This window comes from Limimaricola hongkongensis DSM 17492, from assembly GCF_000600975.2.
GTDB classification, from domain to species: domain Bacteria; phylum Pseudomonadota; class Alphaproteobacteria; order Rhodobacterales; family Rhodobacteraceae; genus Limimaricola; species Limimaricola hongkongensis.
Genome location: NZ_KK088649.1, coordinates 365,313 through 383,271, shown reverse-complemented (window position 1 = coordinate 383,271; position 17,959 = coordinate 365,313). Strand labels below are relative to the sequence as shown.

Here is a 17,959-nt window from a genome sequence, read left to right as displayed (position 1 = left end):
CGGCGGGGGCGAGGCGGATGCGGGGCGCCCCACCGGGGCGGCCCGCGCCGGGTCTCACTCGGCGGCGACGCCGGCGCTGGCGCTCTCGTCGAGATACTGCACGATCGCGGCCGCGCTGTCGCGCCCGTCGCGGATCGCCCAGACCACGAGCGAGGCCCCGCGCACGATGTCGCCCACCGCGAACACCCCGTCGAGCGAGGTGGCACCGGTGCCGAACTCGGCCCGCACCGTGCCCCAGCGGGTCACCTCGAGCGCGTCCACGCCCCACAGCGTCGGCAGGTCCTCAGGCTCGAAGCCGAGCGCCTTGATCACCAGATCGGCCTGTTCGACGTAATCGGCGCCCTCGATCTTCTCGGGCATGCGGCGGCCCGTCGCGTCCGGCGTGCCGAGCCGCATCTTGTGGACATGCACGCCCTCGACGCCGTTCGCGCCGCAGTCGAAGCCCTTGGGGGCCGAAAGCCAGACCAGCTCGACGCCCTCTTCCTCGGCGTTCGCCACCTCGCGCTGGGAGCCCGGCATGTTGGCGCGGTCGCGGCGATACAGGCATTTGACGCTTTCGGCGCCTTGCCGGATCGCGGTGCGCACGCAGTCCATCGCCGTGTCGCCGCCGCCGATGACGACGACCTTCTTGCCCGCCGCGTTCAGCTCGCCACTGTCGAATTCGGGCACGTCGTCGCCGAAGTTGCGGCGATTCGAAGCGGTGAGATAGTCGATCGCGCGGACCACGCCGCCATGATCGCTGTCGGGCAGGTCGCGCGACTTGTAGACGCCGGTGGCGATCAGCACCGCGTCGTGCTTGCCGCGGATCGCGTCGAAGGAGATGTCCTCGCCGACCTTGCAGTTGAGCACGAACTCGACGCCCGACTCCTCGAACTGCTTGGTGCGGCGGTCGACGATCTCCTTTTCGAGCTTGAAGCCCGGAATGCCGTAGGTCATCAGCCCGCCGACCCGGTCGTAACGGTCATAGACCGTGACCTGCACGCCGGCGCGGCGCAGGTAATCCGCCGCCGCGAGGCCACCGGGGCCCGCGCCGATGATGCCGACGCTTTCGGGGCGCTCGCGGGCGGCGCGGATCGGCTGGACCCAGCCCTCCTCCCAGGCGGTGTCGGTGATGTATTTCTCGACCGAGCCGATGGTGACGGTGCCGTGGCCCGACTGCTCGATCACGCAGTTGCCTTCGCAGAGCCGGTCCTGCGGACAGATCCGGCCACAGATCTCGGGAAAGGTGTTGGTGGCCTGGGAGACCTCGTAGGCCTCCTGCAGGCGGCCCTGCGCGGTCAGGCGCAGCCAGTCGGGGATGTTGTTGTGCAGCGGGCAATGCGTCTGGCAATAGGGCACGCCGCACTGGCTGCAGCGGCTCGACTGCTCGGCGGCCTTGTCGCGCGCGAACTCGGCATAGATCTCGTTGAAGTCCTCGCGCCGTGCGGCCGCCAGACGCTTTTCCGGCATGTCGCGCGGCACCGACACGAATTTCAGCATCTTGTTTTCGGCCATGGCTCGTCTCCCTCTGGCTGGGCTTGACGAGGGGATAGCCAATGGCCGGCGGCATGAAAAGTCAGCACGACTGACCTATTAGCTGCTTTTCCGGGGTTTGCCGCGAAAAACTCCGACTGCAGGCGATAATTTAGGTCAGCAATAGATACCTATCACCTCACCCGGCCAGAAAAAGCCCGGCCAGGGCGATGCCGCCGATCACGATTCGCCACCAGCCGAACAGCGCGTAGCCATGCCGGGACACGTAGCCCAGCAGCCATTTCACCACGACCGCCCCCGCCACGAAGGCCATGGCAAAGCCGATGGCGATCTCGTGGATCGCCGACAGGTCGAGCACGGCGCGGTTCTGAAACAGGTCGTAGGCCACCGCCCCGGCCATGGTCGGCATCGACAGAAAGAACGAGAATTCCGCCGCCGCGCGCTTGTCCACGCCCATCAGCAGCCCGCCGACGATGGTCGCGCCCGAGCGCGACACCCCCGGCACCATCGCCAGGACCTGGAAGAAGCCGATGGTCAGCGCGGTCGGGACCGGCAGCCGCATCGCGTCGCCATGGCGGGGCGTCGGCGCCATGCGATCGACGAACAACAGCACGATGCCGCCCAGCACCAGCATGACGGCGATCAGCATCGGCGTCTCGAAGAGCACCGTCTTGATGATGTCATGCGCCATCACGCCGATCACCGCCGCGGGCAGAAACGCGATCAGCACCGCGGCGACGAAGCGCCGCGCCTGCGGATCGCGCGGCGCGGCGCGCAACACGCCCCACAGCCGCCCGAAGTAAATCGTCAGCAGCGCCAGGACCGCGCCGAGCTGGATCACCACCTCGAAGGTCTTGCCCGCGCTTTCGAAGCCGAGAAAATGCCCCCCCAGCAGCAGGTGGCCGGTCGAGGAGACCGGGATGAACTCCGTCAGCCCCTCCAGAAGGCCAAGCAGGAGCGGCAGGAGAATCGTTTCTCCGGTCATGGTGAACCCCGTTGCTCGGTGGTCAGTGCTTGCGCAGGTGCTGCGCCGATTCCTTGATCGCGAGATACTGCCCCGAGGGACGGAAGCGCCACAGGTAGTCGGGCAGCACCGCCTCCATCGCAATCGGGCTGACGCCGAGATCGGCGAATCCCTTGGCGCCGGGGCTCACGACGTTGTCGCGCTGCAAATTGGCGACCTGGTCGGCGGTGATCGGCGCGCGCACCAGCCCGAGACTCAGCGCCTGCACCATGCCGCCGACAGCCGCCATCAGCCGGCCCACCCCGAAGGGCAGCGACAGCACCAGACGGCGGCGGCGGATCATCTGCAGCATCTGCGAGATCAGCTCGCGGAATGTATGCACGTCCGGCCCGCCCAGCTCGTAGACGCCCGGCGCCGCCTTGCCCTCGATCGCCAGCGCCGCGGCCTGCGCCACGTTGTCGACATGCACCGGCTGGAACCGCGTGTCGGCGCCCACCACCGGGATCACCGGCGAGATCTGCGCCATGGAGGCGAAGCGGTTGAAGAACGCGTCCTCGGCCCCGAACAGGATCGACGGGCGCAGGATCACCGCCTGCGGCATGTGCCGCAGCACGCCCGCCTCGCCCGCCGCCTTGGTGCGGGCATAGGCGCTCGGGCTGTCGGCATCGGCACCGATCGCCGAGACATGCACCATCCGCGCCACGCCTTCGGCGGCGGCGATCCGGGCGATCCGCTCGGGCCCGTCCTCCTGCACCGCCTTGAAGGTGTTGCGGCCGTTCTCGGCCAGCACGCCGACGCAGTTCACGACCGCGTTGGCACCCAGCATCGCCGCGCGCACGCTGTCATCGTCGCGGATGTTGCAGAAGATCGGCTCGACCTGCCCCACCACGCCATAGGTGCGCACGAACAGCGCCTCTTCGGGCCTGCGGCAGGCCACGCGGATCCGCCAGCCCTGCTGCGCCAGCCGGCGCGCGATATAGCGCCCGAGGAAGCCCGATCCGCCGTAGATGGTCACAAGTCCGGTCATCGGCCCCGCCCTGATAAGGTGAATTGACGCCTCGCGGTTTACCCGCCGGGGCGGGCGCGGACAAGCGCCGATCCGGGACCGGGTCACGCGCCATTGCCACATGCGTCACCGCGCTCCCCTCATACGCGCCTCCGCACGCCCTCCCCAGCTCCTCCACGCGCGCCCGCCCGGCATCATCCTTCCGCGCACCGTCCGACCGGCTTCCGCAGCGGCAAGCGAAAATCATGTGCATTTGCCCGTTGACACCCCCCGCGGCATTCCGTAGATCGCCCCTCACACGACCTGCCCAGGTGGTGGAATTGGTAGACGCGCTGGCTTCAGGTGCCAGTGTCCGCAAGGACGTGGAGGTTCGAGTCCTCTCCTGGGCACCATCCCTCCTCGTAGATCGAAAGCGAGGAGCGCCGTGGCAAACCATCTCTACCAGAGCGACATTCCCGACGATCTCGACCTCGGCCCGGTCGTGGCGATCGATTGCGAAACCATGGGGCTCAACCCGGTGCGCGACCGGCTGTGCCTCGTGCAGATGTCGGGCGGCGACGGGCATTGCCACATGATCCAGGTCAGGCCCGGCCAGACCCGGGCGCCCAACCTCGTCAGGCTTCTGGAAAATCCCGACATCCTCAAGCTGTTCCATTACGGCCGCTTCGACATCGCCGCGATGCGCCACGCCTTCGGCGCCACCGCCCGGCCCGTCTACTGCACCAAGATCGCCTCGAAGCTGGTGCGCACCTATACCGACCGGCACGGGCTCAAGCAGCTGTTGCAGGAGCTGGTCGGCGTCGACATCTCCAAGCAGCAGCAGCAATCCGACTGGGGCGCCGAGGAGCTGACCAACGCCCAGCTCGACTATGCCGCCTCGGACGTGCTGCACCTGCACCGCCTGCGCGACGCGCTCGATGCGCGGCTGGCGCGCGAGGGCCGCGCCGAGATGGCGCAGGCCTGCTTCGATTTCCTGCCCGTTCGGGCGACACTCGATCTCGCGGGCTGGCCCGAGACCGACATCTTCTCGCACTGACATGGCCGCCCCCGCCCAACGCCCCGACGATCTCGACACCGCGCGCCAGGTGATCGCCGACGAGGCCGCCGGTCTCGCGGCGCTGTCGCGCGGGCTCGATGGCGGTTTCCTGCGCGCCCTCGAGGCGATCCGCGCGGCACCGGGCCGGGTGATCGTGTCGGGCATGGGCAAATCGGGCCACATCGCCCGCAAGATCGCCGCCACCCTCGCCTCCACCGGCACGCCCGCCTCCTTCGTGCACCCCGCCGAGGCCAGCCATGGCGATCTGGGCATGATCTCGCGCGGGGACGTGGTGCTGGTGCTGTCGAATTCGGGAGAGACGCCCGAGCTGGCCGATCTCGTGGCGCATACGCGGCGCTTCGGCATCCCGCTGATCGGCGTCGCGGCGCGGCCCGACAGCACGCTGATGAAGCAGGCCGATATCGGCATCGTGCTGCCCGCGCTGGCCGAGGCCTGCGGCATCGGCGTGGTGCCTACCACCTCGACCACCATGACGCTGGCGCTGGGCGATGCCATCGCCATCGCGCTGATGCGCGGGCGCGGCTTCACCGCCGAGGATTTCCGCGCCTTTCATCCCGGCGGCAAGCTCGGGGCGCGGCTGGCGCGGGTGCGCGACCTGATGCACGGCGCCCACGAGCTGCCGCTCGTGGCCCATGACGCGCCGATGGCCGACACGCTGCTGGCGATCACCGGGGCGGGCTTCGGCGTGGTCGGCGTCACCGATGCGGATGGCGGGCTCATGGGCATCGTCACCGATGGGGATTTGCGCCGCCACATGGAAGGGCTGCTCGATCACGTGGCCGGCGAAGTCATGACCCCGCGCCCGCGCACCATCCGCCCCGACGCGCTCGCCGCCGAGGCGCTGGCGCAGATGAACGAACGCAAGATCACCTGCCTGTTCGTCGTCGACGAGGCCGATGCCGGGCGCCGCCCTCTCGGCATCCTGCACATCCATGACTGCCTGCGCGCCGGCGTGGCCTGAATGCACGCGCGCGACAACGCCTATTCGCGCTTCATCGGTCTCGCCAAGGTGCTGTTGCCACTGGTCGGGCTGGTGCTGCTGTCGACGCTGTTCCTGATCGCGCGTGGTCCGGGCGGGTCGGGCGAGATCCCCTTTGCCGAGATCGAGGCCATCGCCGCCGAACAGCGGGTCAGCGCCCCGCGCTTTGCCGCCCGCACCGAAAACGGCGCCTCGATCGCGCTGGCCGCCGACACGGTGCGCCCGCGCGACGGCGCCGAAGGGGTCTTTGCCGTCGAAGCGCCGCGCGGCACCATAGACGGCCCCGGCGACGCCCGGATCGAGCTGCGCGCCGGGCGGGGCGAGGTCGAGCCGGGGCGCAGCCTGCTGCGGCTCGACGGGCCGGTGTCGGTGCACAGCACCAATGGCTACAGCGTTGAGACGCCCACGCTCGAAGCCGACCTGTCGACCGGCGGGCTGGTCTCCACCGGCGAAATCGCCGTGACGGCCCCCTTTGGCGATCTCACCGCCGGGGCGATGCGCACCGCCCTGTCGGAGACCGGCGATCCGCGCATGGTGTTCTCCGGCGGCGTCAGGCTGCTATATGATCCGGCGAACCAAGGAGTGCGCCGATGACCCGCCTGACCGCCCGCCTGCCGCTGATCGCCCTGCTTTTGGCCGCCTTCGTCCCCGGCCTCGCCGCCGCCCAGACCCAGATGGCGCTGGGCGGGCTCGACGCCGACCCCGACGCCCCGGTCGAGATCACCGCCGAAAGCCTCAGCGTCGATCAGGCCACGGGCCGCGCCACCTTCACCGGCGAGGTGCTGATCGGACAGGGCGGCATGAAGATCTCGGCCGCCACGGTCGAGGTGATCTATGACGAGGCCAGCGGCGACATCTCGCGGCTCGAAGCGATGGGCGGCGTCACCTTCGTCACGCCCACCGAGGCCGCCGAGGCCGACCGCGCGGTCTATGACATCGCGGGCGGCAATCTCACCCTCACCGGCGACGTGCTGCTGACGCAGGCGCGCACCGCGCTGTCGTCGCAAAGCATGGTGATCGACCTCGCGGCGGGCACGGCACAGCTCGACGGCGAGGTCCGCACCGTGATCGAGCCCGCGCAGTGAGCGCGGCGCAGGATCTCGGCGTGACGCCGGGCACGGGCGGGCTGCGCGTCACCGGCCTGCGCAAGAGCTACCGCAAGCGCCCGGTGATCCGCGACGTGTCGCTGCATCTCGACCGCGGCGAGGTGGTGGCGCTTCTGGGCCCCAACGGTTCGGGCAAGACCACCTGTTTCTACTCCATCGCCGGGCTGGTCAGCCCCGAGGGCGGGCAGGTGACGATCGACGGGCGCGACGCGACGCTTCTGCCGATGTATCGCCGCGCCCGGCTCGGCATCGGCTACCTGCCGCAGGAGATGTCGGTGTTCCGCGGGCTCAACGTCGAGGACAACATCCTCGCCGTGCTGGAAATCGCCGAGCCGGACCGCACCTCGCGGCGCGAGCGGCTCGAGGAGCTCTTGTCGGATTTCTCGATCGCCCATCTGCGCCGCGCCCCGGCGCTGGCGCTGTCGGGCGGCGAACGCCGCCGGGTCGAGATCGCGCGCTGCCTCGCGGCAAACCCGCGCTACGTGCTGCTCGACGAGCCCTTTGCCGGGGTCGATCCGATCGCGGTGGGCGACATCCGCGATCTCGTCGCGGCGCTCAAGACGCGGGGCCTGGGCGTGCTGATCACCGATCACAACGTGCGCGAGACGCTCGGCATCGTCGATCGCGCCTATATCCTGCATGATGGCCGGGTGCTGATGTCGGGCACCACCGACGAGGTGGTGCGCGACGAGAACGTGCGCCGCGTCTATCTCGGCCAGGGCTTCCGCATCGGCTGAGCCGCGCTGCAACGGCAGCGTTGACAAGCGGGCCGGCGATCGGGCGAGATGGGAGTCGATGACGCAGGCCCACCACCCTTGCCCACAGAACCGGACGGCCCCGACGCGACGGGCCGGGCGCCTCTTGGACAGGCGGGCCGCGGCCCATCCCCACCCCCTGCCGGACCCGGACCGCCGCCCATCGCGGGCGCGCGTCGCGGTGCCGTGCCTCTGAAGGAGACGTCCATGCGCTACCAGATCACCGGCAAGCAGATCGAGATCGGCGAGGCGCTGCAGACCCATGTGCAGACCGAGCTTGGCAGCACGCTGGGCAAATATGCCGGCCGCCCGACCGACGCCAATGTCGTGTTTTCGCGCTCGGGCCACGAGCATGTCTGCGAGGCCGTGGTGCATCTGTCGACCGGTCTCAACGCCCAGGCCTCGGGCCGCGCCAACGAGATCTACGCCGCCTTCGAGGCCTGCTGCGAAAAGATGGACAAGCAACTCCGGCGGTACAAGCGGCGACTGAAGGACCACCACAAGGCACGCGCGAACCCGGTTGAACAATCCGCCGCGGGCTCCTATATCCTCGCCGCATCGGGTGAGAACGACGAATCCGAGCAAGATGGCCTGGCCCCGATGATCGTGGCCGAGATGGAATCGAAGATTCCCGAGCTCTCGGTCGGTGAAGCGGTGATGCAGCTTGAACTGGCGGATGCGCCGGTCCTGGTGTTCCGAAACGAGAAGCATAGCGGGATCAACGTGGTCTATCGCCGCGACGACGGCAATTTCGGGTGGATCGACCCGCGCAACATCGGCTAGGAGGGCGCCAGATCCTGGCTCTCCGAGCCTGCCTCGCAGACAGGGGACTCCCTATGCAGATTTCCGAGATCCTGCCGTCGGACGGCGTGAAGATGCTGGCCTCCACCAGCTCCAAGAAACGCCTGTTCCAAGATCTCGGGGATCTCGCCGAGAGCTGCTACGGCCTCGCGCCCGCGCGCGTGGTCGAAGCGCTTCTGGACCGCGAGGGGCTCGGCCCGACCGGCGTCGGCCATGGCGTGGCGCTGCCGCATGCCCGGATGGAGGGGCTCGAGCAGGTGCGCGGGCTGTTCATCCGGCTCGAAAAGCCGCTCGAATTCGATTCGATCGACCGCCAGCCCGTGGATCTCGTGTTCTGCCTGCTCGCCCCCGATGGCAGCGGCGTCGAGCATCTCAAGGCGCTGGCGCTGGTGTCGCGCACGCTGCGCGACGCCGCCATCTGTCAAAAGCTGCGCGCCAACGGCGAAATCGGCACGCTGCACGCCATCCTGACCGAAGGCCCGGCGATCCAGGCCGCCTGATCCGGCCGGCTTCAGCCGGTCAGCGGGCGCCAGTCCTCGAAGCCGAATCGCTCGTAATCGCGCGCATAGGCCGCGCGCGCCGCCCGTTCGACCTGCGCGTCGTAAATCGCGGCGAGCGCGTACTGCCGCGGCCCCGTTTCGGGCACCCAATCGGGCGCCGCACGGCCCATCTGCCCCGCGATCCACGGCAGGTCGCGCGCCAGATCCGCCTCGCGCAGCACCGCGTCGGGGCTGTCGACCCCGGCCACGCCCTGCAGCAACGCGCTCTGGCTGGCCCAGGCGGCATCGACCCGGATCGCGGTCTGCCCGCCGAGATTGGACTTGAGAAACTCCAGAAAGCTCAGGAACGCCGCGCGGTGGCGCGCGGGGTCCGGGTCGGGGCCGCTGGCCCGCGCGTCGATCGGCAGCGCGTGGCGGCGGCGCAGCGTCTCGCGGATCTCGCCAAAGCGGCCCGGCCCGTCCGACAGGATGCGCTCGCAAAACGCCGCATGGGCGCGCGCCACCGGGTGGCGCAGCACCGCGAAACTGCGATGGCCGGGATGGCGCCCGCGCCAGTCGCGCAACGTCTTTTGCGTGAACCCGTCCAGCACCGGCGCCCCGTCCAGCGCCGCGAGCCAGCGCCGAAGCCCCGCCTCGGGTCCCGAGGTCAGCGGCAGGCAGATCAGCCCGGTTTCGGCGGCGGCGATGTAGCGCGGCACCATCGCGCCGCGCCGCGGTTCGACATTCGGGCTGCGGCCAAGATCGAACCGGTCGATCCGCGACAGCGCCTGCTGCATCTCGTCGAAATTCTCGACCTTCTCGGAGAGCTGGCCGGGGTTCTGCTTCTTGAGGCTGCGATCGAGCCCGTCGAGCCGCGCCGCCGCCCCGAGCCACGCCGCGAGACCGTTGAGCACCTCCACGTCGCGCAGATCCTCGTAATCGACGTAGAACGCCGTCTGCCCGCTTTTCTGCAGCGCGCCCATGATGCGGATCTGCGTGTCCTGAAGCCGCTGCAGATGCGCCTCGAACCCCTCCGGCTCGAACCGGATCCGCGCCGCGCGGGCGTGGCGGGCCTCGGTCAGCTTCCATTGCCCGGTGGCCGCGGCGATGCGGTGGCTGACGTAAGAGTCGAGCGGGTTGCGGGTCAGCACGATCTTGGCGATGCCCGGCGCGGCCATGATGGGGGCGAAGATCCGCGGGTCGTGATCGCCGAAATAGCGAAACCCGTTGAGACCGGGTGCGGCGCGCAGCCGCGCCAGAAGCGCCAGCGGATCGGCGTCGCGCGTCTCCCGGTCGATGCCGAGGATCGGCGCGTCACCGGGGCTGCCGATGAAATGCGGGTTGAACGCCTCGCCATGGCAGCGCAGCCCGTCGAGCGCGTTGAGATTGGCTTCGAGGAAGTTCGAGCCGGTGCGCATCTCGGCGAGCACCACGAAGCTGTCGAAGTCAGGCATGGGGTCTCACGAGATAGGGCCGCGGCGCGGACGGGCGCTGCGCGGGCGGCGTGGCGGGAATGTCGCCGGTCAGGTACGGGTGCATGCCGAGATTGCGCATGTCCTGCAAGAACCGCCCGAACCCGTCGAGCGGCACCAGAGGCGGCGGCGCGGGGGCGGGCCCGTCCCGGCCCGGCGCGATATCCGACAGCATCAGCGCCAGCGCCGCGGCGGGGGCTTCGAGAAATTCGGCCAGCGTCCAGATATGCACCCGCGCCTTGGCATGGGGCGAGCGCAGCGCCGCGAGGTGGTCGGCCTCGATCTTCTGCAGCTCCGCCGCCCGGTCGCGCAGCCGCGCCACCGGCAGGCCCGAGGCAAAGAGCGGCACCGCCCATGCCCCCGTGATCACGCCGATCCGGGCGTTGGGGTCCTTGGCGATGTCCCAGCTCACATGCTGGCTGTCGCGCGGGCCGAACTGGAACACCTGCCGCTCACCGCGCCCGTTCCAGATCAGGTTGGTGAGAAAGCGCCGCGCGTCGTGGTCGCGCAAGGCCGGTGCCGCCGAGAGCGCGCCGCGCCAGACCGGCCCGGCCCCGGCGAATTCGGCGCCCTCGGGCGCGAAGAGATGGCCATGCACCACCGCGCCGCTGGCGCGCGCGAACCACGCGGCGAAATCCTCGTGCAGCTCGGCGAAACCTTCGAGCACGCCGTAAGGTGCGGCCGAGACCCCGTTTTCCCAGCCCTCACGCGGCATCCGGCCCTGCATGTAGAGCCCCGACCGGCCCCGCACCCGCCGCTCGGTCGCCTCGGCAAAGACCCGGTCGATGCGCGCGGGCGCGGGCTCGGCCGCCCCCGCCGGGTGGCCGCCCGCCTCCATCTGCGCATAGATCGCCTCGGCCCGCGGCCAGATCTTGCGCGCCACGAAACACTCCGAACGGCGCAAGCAGCGGCAGGTGATCATTGTAGAACAGGTGCGGCTTGCCCTGGAAATCGAACTTGCACATGGTCAGCGACCGGCTTTCGATCCGGGCCGACCAGCGCCGCGCGAGGCTCTGGAAATAGCTTTCGTCGGGGATCCAGACCCGCGCGAAATAGCGGTCGAGCGCGGGCCGTTGCGGGTCGGTCAGGATCGCGCGCAGCGTCGCCGCCGTCAGGCACCACCATTGCGACCCCATATGCGGCTCCAGCCCCGAAGGCAGGCGGCGGCGCACCCGCAGGCGGCGCTGCAGCGCGACATGACGGTCGAACAGCCAGCGCTGCCGCTTCCACGAAAACGGAAAGCGCAGCGTGAACCGTTCCTCCGACAGCCCGCCGACGGTCCACGGCACCTGCGACACGCGGGCGCTTTCGATGAAATCGGTGCCGGGGCGCGCCGCGAGATAGGCGCCGAGCTCGGCCACCGGGCGCAGCGGCACGCAAGAGCCCGAGGCGAGATAGACATGGCCCAGATCGGGAAACCGGTCGAGCAGCAGCGACGCCCCCGACTGCGTTGCCGCGACGATGCCCCAGCCGCCCCATTCGCAGCGGTGCCGGTCGCAAAACAGCACCCTGTCGGCAATGTCGTCGAAGCCCGCGCGGAACCGCTGGTACCGGGCGGGACGCATGGCCGCATCGACATGCACCACCACCGGGCAGCCCGCCTGCGCCCAGTGCCGGATCACCTGCGCCGCCCGCCCCAGCGCGGTGTGCACGAGGATCACGACGCCAAAGCTCATGTCCAGTTGCCGCGCGACATCAGCCCCAGCGCTTCGAGCTGTCGCCAGTTGATGTATCTTTCGCTCCATGGGCACCACAGCTCCGGGTCCGCCTCCAGCCCGGCGGCATAGGCCTTGTACTCGGCGCTTGCGGCGTAATGTTGGCGGCGTTGCAGCTCCTCTCGGGCCTTGTGTGCAAAGCCGTCGAGAAACTTGGTATGCAGCAGCATCCCGCAGGTCTTCTCGCCGCCCCATTCGTCGTAGACGAGGTTGAGCCCGCGCGGCAGCAGCATGTGGGTCGAGCTGACATAGGCGTAGCGGCGGTCCCATTTCACCAGCGGGATCTTGTTAAGCGCGGGCGCGCGGTCGGGGCGGTCGGGAAAGAACACCCGCGCCCGCGGCCCGCCCTGGATCCACAGGTTGCCGTAACGGGCATTGCGCGACTGGCTGTAATTGCCCGGATCGAACCAGCAGGCGATGTCGAGCGGGTCGTCGCCGCGCGCGTAAACCTGCGCCCCGATCGGCCCCTTGGGGTAAAGATCGAGCAGCATCGCCCCGAAGCTGCGGATCGACGAGGCGTCGAGCCAGTCGGTCAGCGCCTTGAGCGGCCGCGTGTCGCAAAACGGGTAGACCAGCAGCTCGTCGGGATCGACGGTAAGACACCAGTGCCCGTGGCCATGCCGGCGCATCAGCCAGTTGAGCCAGTCGACCCCGAAGCGGGCGCGCCTGTAGCTCGCCTCGCTGCGCCACAGCGACACGTCGGGCTGCGCGGCGAGAAACTCCGCCCCGCCATCGTCGCTGCCATTGTCGACCATGAGGAAATGCTGCACGCCCATCCGGCGGTAATGATCGAGAAAATGCGGCAGCCGCGCGTTTTCGTTGCGCAGCGTGGTGAAGACGAGGATATCGGCGGGCCGGATCTCGGTCGTGCGGTCGCGCACCACCGACAGCTCGCGCCGCTTGCGCCGGGCCCGAAGCCGCCAGCGCTGGCGCTGCAGTCTGAGCTTGTAGGTCTGCCAGGCCTTCACGCGCCGGTTCCTTTTCGCGGCCCGTGCGTCACAGCCCGTCGAGGGCGCGGGCGACATGCGTGTCCCAAGAGGGCGGGGTCATGGGGGACGGTCTCGCGATGCGCGCCTGCGCCCGGATCGCCTGCTCCCACTGGTAGCGGTCGGCCGGATCGCAGTAAACGGCCCGGTCCCCGAGCAGCTCGCGGCAAATGGCAAGATCGCCACAGATCACCGGGCAGCCCAGGGCCAGCGCCTCGAGCGGCGGCAGGCCGTAGCCCTCGGCCAGCGACGGAAAGACCAGCGCGCGGGCCCGCGACAAGAGCGCCGCCACCGCCCCGTCCGGCAGGCCGGGCAGCTCGGTCACCCCCGCCACGCCGCGATCGAGCCGGTCGAACACCGCCGCGTTGTTCCAGCCGCGCGCGCCGCAGATCAGCAGGCGCGGCGCCGCCGTCCCCATCCGCTCCCACACGTCGAGCAGCAAGGCATGGTTCTTACGCGGCTCGATGGTGCCGAGCGCGACCATGTAGGGCCGGTCGAGATCGAGCCCCGGCGGCAGCGCGCCGAAATCGGGCCGGGCCGGGGTCACGCCGAGCGGGGCGACGACGATCCCGGGCAGCCGGCCCCGCGCCGAGAGCCGCGCTTCGATGGTGTCGGCGGTGGCCCGTGCCGTGGCGATCACCCGGTCGGCATGGCGCGCCACGACATCGAGCCGGTCGGCAAAGCTCTCGACCGTGCCGGGCCGCGCCGCCCATGGCAGGTCGAGCGGGATGGTGTCGTGCAACAGCACGGCCACGCGCGCGCGCGCGCCGTGCACCGCGCGCATCACCTGGTCGTCGAGATTGGCATGGCCGGTGTTGAGATACAGCGCGCCGGGGGCGAGATGGCGGCGCAGCATCCGCCCCAGGCCGGGCCGCGCGGCGCGGGCGACCGCGCCCCGGCGCAGATGGCCCTGCGCCGCGCGGCGCGGCGGGTCGAGCCTGCGGTAAAGCCCCGCCACGGCCCCCGGCGCGCCCCAGTCATCGGCGTCGAAAGCGGCGGCGAACCCCGCCATGCCGTCCCGGTCGAGCAGCACGAAACCCAAGGGCGTGCGCGCAAGGCCGAAGACCGGTCGCGGATCGGCGAGGCAGGCCGCGAGCCAGGCCCGTTCGACCCGGTCGACACCCGTGCGGGTGCGCCCCGCGCGGCTCGCGAGCCGGGTCAGGTCCAGCAGGAACGCCGATGGGGCGGGCAACCGCTTACTGGGCGGCGTCGCGGACGGCCATGACCTCGTGCAGATACTGGCTGAACTCGTCGCGCAGCTCGTCGCGGGCGAGACCGAAGGCCACGGTGGCCTGCAGGAAGCCCGCCTTGGAGCCGCAATCGTAACGCTCGCCCGAGAAGCGGTAGCCATGAACGCCGCGCGGGCCCGCGATTTCCTTGGCGATCGCGTCGGTGAGCTGGATCTCGCCGCCCGCGCCCTTTTCGCCCGAATCGAGATGGCCCATCACCTCGGGCGACAGGATGTAGCGGCCGATCACCGCGAGATTCGACGGCGCCTCGGCGGGGTCGGGCTTTTCGACCATGCCGCGCACCTTCATCGCGTCGCCCTGCCCCGGCTCGACATCGAGCACGCCGTAAGACTTGGTGCGCTCGTTGGGCACCTCCATCGCCGCGACCATGCAGCCCCCGGTGTCGCGATGTGCCTCGACCATCTGCTGCAGACAGGGCTTTTCGGCGGCGATCACGTCATCGGGCAGGATCACCGCGAAGGGCTCGTCGCCGATCAGGTTGCGCGCGCACCACACGGCATGGCCGAGCCCCAGCGCCTGGTGCTGGCGGATATAGGCGATGGCGCCCGAGGGCATGTAGGTCGATTTCAGCGTCTCGAGCAGCTGCGCCTTGCCATCCTCCTCGAGCCGCGATTCCAGCTCGGGGGCGTGGTCGAAGTAATCCTCGAGCGCCGATTTGCCGCGCGCGGTGACGAAGATGAATTCCTCGATCCCGGCGGCGCGGGCCTCGTCGATCGCGTATTGAATCAGCGGCTTGTCCACGAGGGTCATGATTTCCTTCGGCACCGACTTGGTCGCCGGAAGGAAACGTGTTCCAAGTCCTGCCACGGGAAAAACGGCCTTGGTCACGCGTTGTGTCATCTGTCCTGGTCCTTTGAGTCGCGGCTCCGGCATAACGGAGGCGTATACAACTTTACGGTGTTTCTTGAACACGATTTGATGGCGTCTTGAAGCGCATTATTCACAATTCAACACGGCATGACCATGCGGGTTTCAGTCTTTCGGCGGCGCGGCGCTTGCGTTCGATAGCGCACTGGGATCGCGCAGGCCACGCTGCCGGGCCTCCTCGAAGGCCGCCCTTTCGTCGAAGCGCCAGTAGCGAACCCTCGGATCGCCCGGCAGTGCGGGACCGTACAGCCCGCCCGACTGCACCCAGACGCCGGGCGGATCAAAGCGCAACCTGTGGCGCCGCGCATCGGGCCACAGCACCAGAAGCGTCGCCACGTGCCCCTGAGCGGCCAGCGCCGCCGCCTCGGCCATCCGGGCCCGCGCGGCCTGCGGCCAGGCGGCCATCCAGACCGCGGGCCGGTCCGGCATCTCGTCGTGAAAGGTCGCAAAGGGCGGCGGCGGCTCGTCGAGCGGCACCAGCCGCTCCAGCGGCCTGAGCCGCCCCTCGGAGACGCCCGCATCGAAGCTCGCCATCAACCGCCCCACATCGCCCGGCGCGATCCGGCCCCAATGCAGATGATGCAAGAGCCGCCGCCGCTGGGTCGCGCGCTCGGCCTCGATCCGGGCATTGCCGTCGAGCCGGGCGCCATGGCGGCGCAGGAACACCGCGAGGCTCGCGCCGATATCGCCCAGATCGCGCGGCACCCGGTCGGCCCGGCGGCGCGGGCTGGCGAGATAGCCGTGATGCACCTGCGCCAGCGGCACGATCGCGGTGCGCGCGCCCTGCGCGGCCAGCCGCAGGTTCAGGTCGGTCTCGTCGAGATAGAACCGGTAGGCCGGATCGAAACCGCCCAGCGCGGTCAGCACCGAACGGCGCACCGCCATGTTGGTGCCCTCGGTCTTGATGCCGCGCCCGAGCCGGGCGCGCAGCACCACCGGCGCATCGCCCTCCAGCACCAGATCGCGGCTGCTGCCATCGGCAAAGGCCGCCCGCGCCCGCCATTGCCAGCCCAGGTGACCGGGGCCGCGCACATAGCCGCCCGCCGCCGCGACATCCTCGTCCTCGAACGGCGCGGTGAGCGCGGCAAGCCAGCCCGGCTCGGGCAGCGCGTCATCATCGAGAAAGGCGACGATCGCGCCGGCGGCCGCCTCGATGCCGATGTTGCGGGCGCGGCTGATATTGGCCTCGTCGCAGCGCCGCAGCCGGATCCGGTCGCCCCACGGCGCAAGCGCAGCCTCGCCTTCGGCATCGGTGACGACGATCACCTCGAAGGCGGGGTGGCGGTTTTGCGCCAGCGCGGTCAGGCACAGCCGCAGCGCGCCGGGGCGGCCGCGGCTGACGATGACGACGCTGACGCGGATCGGCGTCACGCCACCTGCATCTCGGCCAGCATCGCCTCGATGCGTGGCACGTCCGAGGGGTTGTTCAGCTCCCAGAACTGCCGCCCGCGCGCCTCCACCTCGACGCACAAAAGCGGCACCCGGCGTTCGAGAAAGCGCAGCTGCTCGAGCCCTTCGAGCGTCTCCAGCGGTCCTTGCGGCCAGCGCGCATAGGCGCCCAGCGCCGAGGGGCGGTAGGCATAGACGCCGACATGGTGGAACACCGGGGTGCCCTCCTCCGCGCCGTAATCCTCGCGCCCCGTATAGGGAATCACCTCCTTGGAGAAGTAGAGCGCGGTGTTGTCGGCGCCGAACACGGCGGTGGTGCCGCCGACCCGGCCCGCGCGCCGATCCTCGCGGAACCCCGCGAGCGCGGCGGCATCGGCGCGCAGCACCGGCGTCGCCACCTCGGCCACCTCATGCGCGCGCAGATCCTCGATCAGCCGTTCGACGAACCAGGGCGGCGTCAGCGGCGCGTCGCCCTGCAGGTTGACGACGATCTCGAAGCCGCCGCCCAGGGCGTCGAACGCCTCGGCGCAGCGCTCTGTGCCGTTGCGGCAGGTTTGGGAGGTCATCACCACCTCGGCGCCGAAGCCCGCCGCGTGGTCGCGGATACGGTCGTCATCGGTGGCGACGACGACGCGGGGATTGCCCGACACCTCGCGCGCCGCGTCCCACGAGCGGCGGATCAGGCTGCGCGCCTCGCCCGTGGCGCCCGTAAGCTCGACCAGCGGCTTGCCGGGATAGCGGGTCGAGGCATAACGGGCGGGAATGACGATCAGGACCGACATCAGGGCTTGGCCAGGTCGACGCCCGGCGCATGGGCGATGAAGAACGGGTTCTCGAAGCCCGGCTTGCCATAACCGAGCGGGGTATGGTCGTCGAAGCGCACGACATGACCGCCGGCGCCCGAAAGCACGGCATGGCCCGCGGCGGTGTCCCACTCCATCGTGCGCCCGATCCGCGGATAGAGATCGGCCTCGCCAGTCGCCACCAGACAGAACTTGAGCGAGGAGCCCGCGCTCTTGAGGTCGGCGATCTGGTATTTGCCGATATAGGCGTCGGTGGCGGCGTCGCGGTGGCTCTTGGAGGCGACGACGCGCAGCGCGGCCTCGGGCGCCGCGACCCGGATCGGCACGGTGGCGCCGGGGGTAGCGGCGTCGAACGGGCCCTGCTCCTCGACCGAAACGCCCGCGGCATCGGTGTAGAACAGCCGTTGCTTTGCGGGGGCATAGACCACGCCGCGCGTCGGGCGGCCATCCTCGACCAGCGCGATGTTGACGGTGAAGTCGCCGCGGCGCTGCACGAATTCCTTGGTGCCGTCGAGCGGGTCGACGATCAGGAAGGTGGAGACAGATTGCGCGTGGCTGTCGGCCTGCTCCTCGGTGACAAGCGGCAGATCCGGGAAGGCCGCGCGCAGCCCTTCGGAGATCAGCGCGTCGGCAGCCTCGTCGGCGGCGGTGACGGGGCTGTCATCGCCCTTGGCGCGCACCTCGAAATCGGGGCCGTCATAGATCTCCATGATCTTCTCGCCCGCCTCGATGGCGAGCTGGCGCATCACCTGTGCCAGCCTGTCGAAATCCATAACGCACCCATCCCTATCTGCCTTGTGCCGCCCCGAAATCGCCATCTGCGCCGTGCAATATTGATCGGCGGGGGCGATCTCCTT

17 protein-coding genes, 1 tRNA gene and 1 pseudogene are annotated in these 17,959 nt (G+C 69.9%); 8 read left to right on the top strand and 11 right to left on the bottom strand.

What is annotated here, in order from left to right; all coding sequences use genetic code 11:
• Nucleotides 1-54 precede the first annotated feature (54 nt).
• The 3 genes from LOKHON_RS03890 to LOKHON_RS03880 all read right to left on the bottom strand — a co-directional run bounded on the left by LOKHON_RS03890 (nucleotide 55) and on the right by LOKHON_RS03880 (nucleotide 3,464).
• Nucleotides 55-1,494 (bottom strand): NAD(P)-dependent oxidoreductase, encoded by a 1,440-nt coding sequence (locus LOKHON_RS03890; RefSeq protein ID WP_017927710.1) that lies wholly within the window; start codon nucleotides 1,492-1,494, stop codon nucleotides 55-57.
• A gap of 157 nt (nucleotides 1,495-1,651) precedes the next feature.
• Nucleotides 1,652-2,458, bottom strand: a complete 807-nt coding sequence (locus LOKHON_RS03885) for an undecaprenyl-diphosphate phosphatase (protein WP_017927711.1) — start codon at nucleotides 2,456-2,458, stop codon at nucleotides 1,652-1,654.
• 22 nt (nucleotides 2,459-2,480) lie between these two features.
• The gene (locus LOKHON_RS03880) at nucleotides 2,481-3,464 is read right to left on the bottom strand and encodes a complex I NDUFA9 subunit family protein (RefSeq protein WP_017927712.1); all 984 of its coding nucleotides are present in this window, start codon (nucleotides 3,462-3,464) and stop codon (nucleotides 2,481-2,483) included.
• A 284-nt stretch (nucleotides 3,465-3,748) separates the two neighbouring features.
• On the opposite strand from LOKHON_RS03880, the gene LOKHON_RS03875 reads away from it, so the two are divergent.
• The 8 genes from LOKHON_RS03875 (at nucleotide 3,749) to LOKHON_RS03840 (ending at nucleotide 8,641) form a co-directional block, all read left to right on the top strand.
• Nucleotides 3,749-3,835, top strand: a tRNA-Leu gene (locus tag LOKHON_RS03875).
• Between the two features lie 32 nt (nucleotides 3,836-3,867).
• Nucleotides 3,868-4,479 (top strand): ribonuclease D, encoded by a 612-nt coding sequence (locus tag LOKHON_RS03870; RefSeq protein WP_017927713.1) that lies wholly within the window; start codon nucleotides 3,868-3,870, stop codon nucleotides 4,477-4,479.
• 1 nt (nucleotide 4,480) lies between these two features.
• Entirely contained in the window at nucleotides 4,481-5,461 is a 981-nt protein-coding gene (locus LOKHON_RS03865; RefSeq protein ID WP_017927714.1) for a KpsF/GutQ family sugar-phosphate isomerase, read from the top strand.
• Entirely contained in the window at nucleotides 5,462-6,073 is a 612-nt protein-coding gene (gene lptC, locus LOKHON_RS03860) for an LPS export ABC transporter periplasmic protein LptC (protein ID WP_017927715.1), read from the top strand.
• Nucleotides 6,070-6,564, top strand: coding sequence for an LptA/OstA family protein (locus tag LOKHON_RS03855; RefSeq protein WP_017927716.1), 495 nt, complete (start codon nucleotides 6,070-6,072; stop codon nucleotides 6,562-6,564). Before lptC ends, LOKHON_RS03855 begins: the two co-directional genes overlap by 4 nt.
• On the top strand, nucleotides 6,561-7,322 hold the full coding sequence (gene lptB, locus LOKHON_RS03850) for an LPS export ABC transporter ATP-binding protein (protein ID WP_017927717.1): 762 nt from the start codon (nucleotides 6,561-6,563) through the stop codon (nucleotides 7,320-7,322). Before LOKHON_RS03855 ends, lptB begins: the two co-directional genes overlap by 4 nt.
• Before the next feature lie 225 nt (nucleotides 7,323-7,547).
• Nucleotides 7,548-8,123, top strand: coding sequence for a ribosome hibernation-promoting factor, HPF/YfiA family (gene hpf, locus LOKHON_RS03845; protein WP_017927718.1), 576 nt, complete (start codon nucleotides 7,548-7,550; stop codon nucleotides 8,121-8,123).
• A 53-nt stretch (nucleotides 8,124-8,176) separates the two neighbouring features.
• Nucleotides 8,177-8,641, top strand: coding sequence for a PTS sugar transporter subunit IIA (locus LOKHON_RS03840; RefSeq protein WP_017927719.1), 465 nt, complete (start codon nucleotides 8,177-8,179; stop codon nucleotides 8,639-8,641).
• An 11-nt stretch (nucleotides 8,642-8,652) separates the two neighbouring features.
• Here LOKHON_RS03840 and LOKHON_RS03835 read toward each other — a convergent pair whose 3' ends face one another.
• From LOKHON_RS03835 to cysQ, 8 genes and pseudogenes are all read right to left on the bottom strand, one after another.
• Nucleotides 8,653-10,074 (bottom strand): hypothetical protein, encoded by a 1,422-nt coding sequence (locus LOKHON_RS03835; protein WP_017927720.1) that lies wholly within the window; start codon nucleotides 10,072-10,074, stop codon nucleotides 8,653-8,655.
• A pseudogene (locus LOKHON_RS03830) lies at nucleotides 10,067-11,768 on the bottom strand (DUF5927 domain-containing protein). Before LOKHON_RS03830 ends, LOKHON_RS03835 begins: the two are co-directional and overlap by 8 nt.
• The gene (locus tag LOKHON_RS03825; RefSeq protein ID WP_017927722.1) at nucleotides 11,765-12,775 is read right to left on the bottom strand and encodes a glycosyltransferase family 2 protein; all 1,011 of its coding nucleotides are present in this window, start codon (nucleotides 12,773-12,775) and stop codon (nucleotides 11,765-11,767) included. Before LOKHON_RS03825 ends, LOKHON_RS03830 begins: the two are co-directional and overlap by 4 nt.
• 28 nt (nucleotides 12,776-12,803) lie before the next feature.
• The gene (locus LOKHON_RS03820; RefSeq protein WP_017927723.1) at nucleotides 12,804-13,985 is read right to left on the bottom strand and encodes a glycosyltransferase family 4 protein; all 1,182 of its coding nucleotides are present in this window, start codon (nucleotides 13,983-13,985) and stop codon (nucleotides 12,804-12,806) included.
• A gap of 4 nt (nucleotides 13,986-13,989) precedes the next feature.
• On the bottom strand, nucleotides 13,990-14,883 hold the full coding sequence (galU, locus tag LOKHON_RS03815; protein WP_017927724.1) for a UTP--glucose-1-phosphate uridylyltransferase GalU: 894 nt from the start codon (nucleotides 14,881-14,883) through the stop codon (nucleotides 13,990-13,992).
• Nucleotides 14,884-15,015: 132 nt separating this feature from the next.
• Nucleotides 15,016-16,281, bottom strand: a complete 1,266-nt coding sequence (locus LOKHON_RS03810) for a glycosyltransferase family 2 protein (protein WP_017927725.1) — start codon at nucleotides 16,279-16,281, stop codon at nucleotides 15,016-15,018.
• Nucleotides 16,278-17,081: a 3-deoxy-manno-octulosonate cytidylyltransferase gene (locus LOKHON_RS03805; protein ID WP_017927726.1), complete on the bottom strand. Its 804-nt coding sequence runs from the start codon at nucleotides 17,079-17,081 to the stop codon at nucleotides 16,278-16,280. The genes LOKHON_RS03810 and LOKHON_RS03805 overlap by 4 nt, the downstream gene beginning before the upstream one ends.
• Nucleotides 17,081-17,875: a 3'(2'),5'-bisphosphate nucleotidase CysQ gene (cysQ, locus tag LOKHON_RS03800; protein ID WP_017927727.1), complete on the bottom strand. Its 795-nt coding sequence runs from the start codon at nucleotides 17,873-17,875 to the stop codon at nucleotides 17,081-17,083. Before cysQ ends, LOKHON_RS03805 begins: the two co-directional genes overlap by 1 nt.
• Nucleotides 17,876-17,959 lie beyond the last annotated feature (84 nt).

Excerpts from the sequence above, each read along its gene's own strand:
- hpf (WP_017927718.1), top strand. The coding sequence starts at position 7,548 with ATGCGCTACCAGATCACCGGCAAGCAGATCGAGATCGGCGAGGCGCTG.
- cysQ (WP_017927727.1), bottom strand. The coding sequence starts at position 17,875 with ATGGATTTCGACAGGCTGGCACAGGTGATGCGCCAGCTCGCCATCGAG.
- galU (WP_017927724.1), bottom strand. The coding sequence starts at position 14,883 with ATGACACAACGCGTGACCAAGGCCGTTTTTCCCGTGGCAGGACTTGGA.
- LOKHON_RS03890 (WP_017927710.1), bottom strand. The coding sequence starts at position 1,494 with ATGGCCGAAAACAAGATGCTGAAATTCGTGTCGGTGCCGCGCGACATG.
- LOKHON_RS03855 (WP_017927716.1), top strand. The coding sequence starts at position 6,070 with ATGACCCGCCTGACCGCCCGCCTGCCGCTGATCGCCCTGCTTTTGGCC.
- LOKHON_RS03805 (WP_017927726.1), bottom strand. The coding sequence starts at position 17,081 with ATGTCGGTCCTGATCGTCATTCCCGCCCGTTATGCCTCGACCCGCTAT.
- lptC (WP_017927715.1), top strand. The coding sequence starts at position 5,462 with ATGCACGCGCGCGACAACGCCTATTCGCGCTTCATCGGTCTCGCCAAG.
- LOKHON_RS03880 (WP_017927712.1), bottom strand. The coding sequence starts at position 3,464 with ATGACCGGACTTGTGACCATCTACGGCGGATCGGGCTTCCTCGGGCGC.
- LOKHON_RS03885 (WP_017927711.1), bottom strand. The coding sequence starts at position 2,458 with ATGACCGGAGAAACGATTCTCCTGCCGCTCCTGCTTGGCCTTCTGGAG.
- LOKHON_RS03865 (WP_017927714.1), top strand. The coding sequence starts at position 4,481 with ATGGCCGCCCCCGCCCAACGCCCCGACGATCTCGACACCGCGCGCCAG.
- LOKHON_RS03840 (WP_017927719.1), top strand. The coding sequence starts at position 8,177 with ATGCAGATTTCCGAGATCCTGCCGTCGGACGGCGTGAAGATGCTGGCC.
- LOKHON_RS03835 (WP_017927720.1), bottom strand. The coding sequence starts at position 10,074 with ATGCCTGACTTCGACAGCTTCGTGGTGCTCGCCGAGATGCGCACCGGC.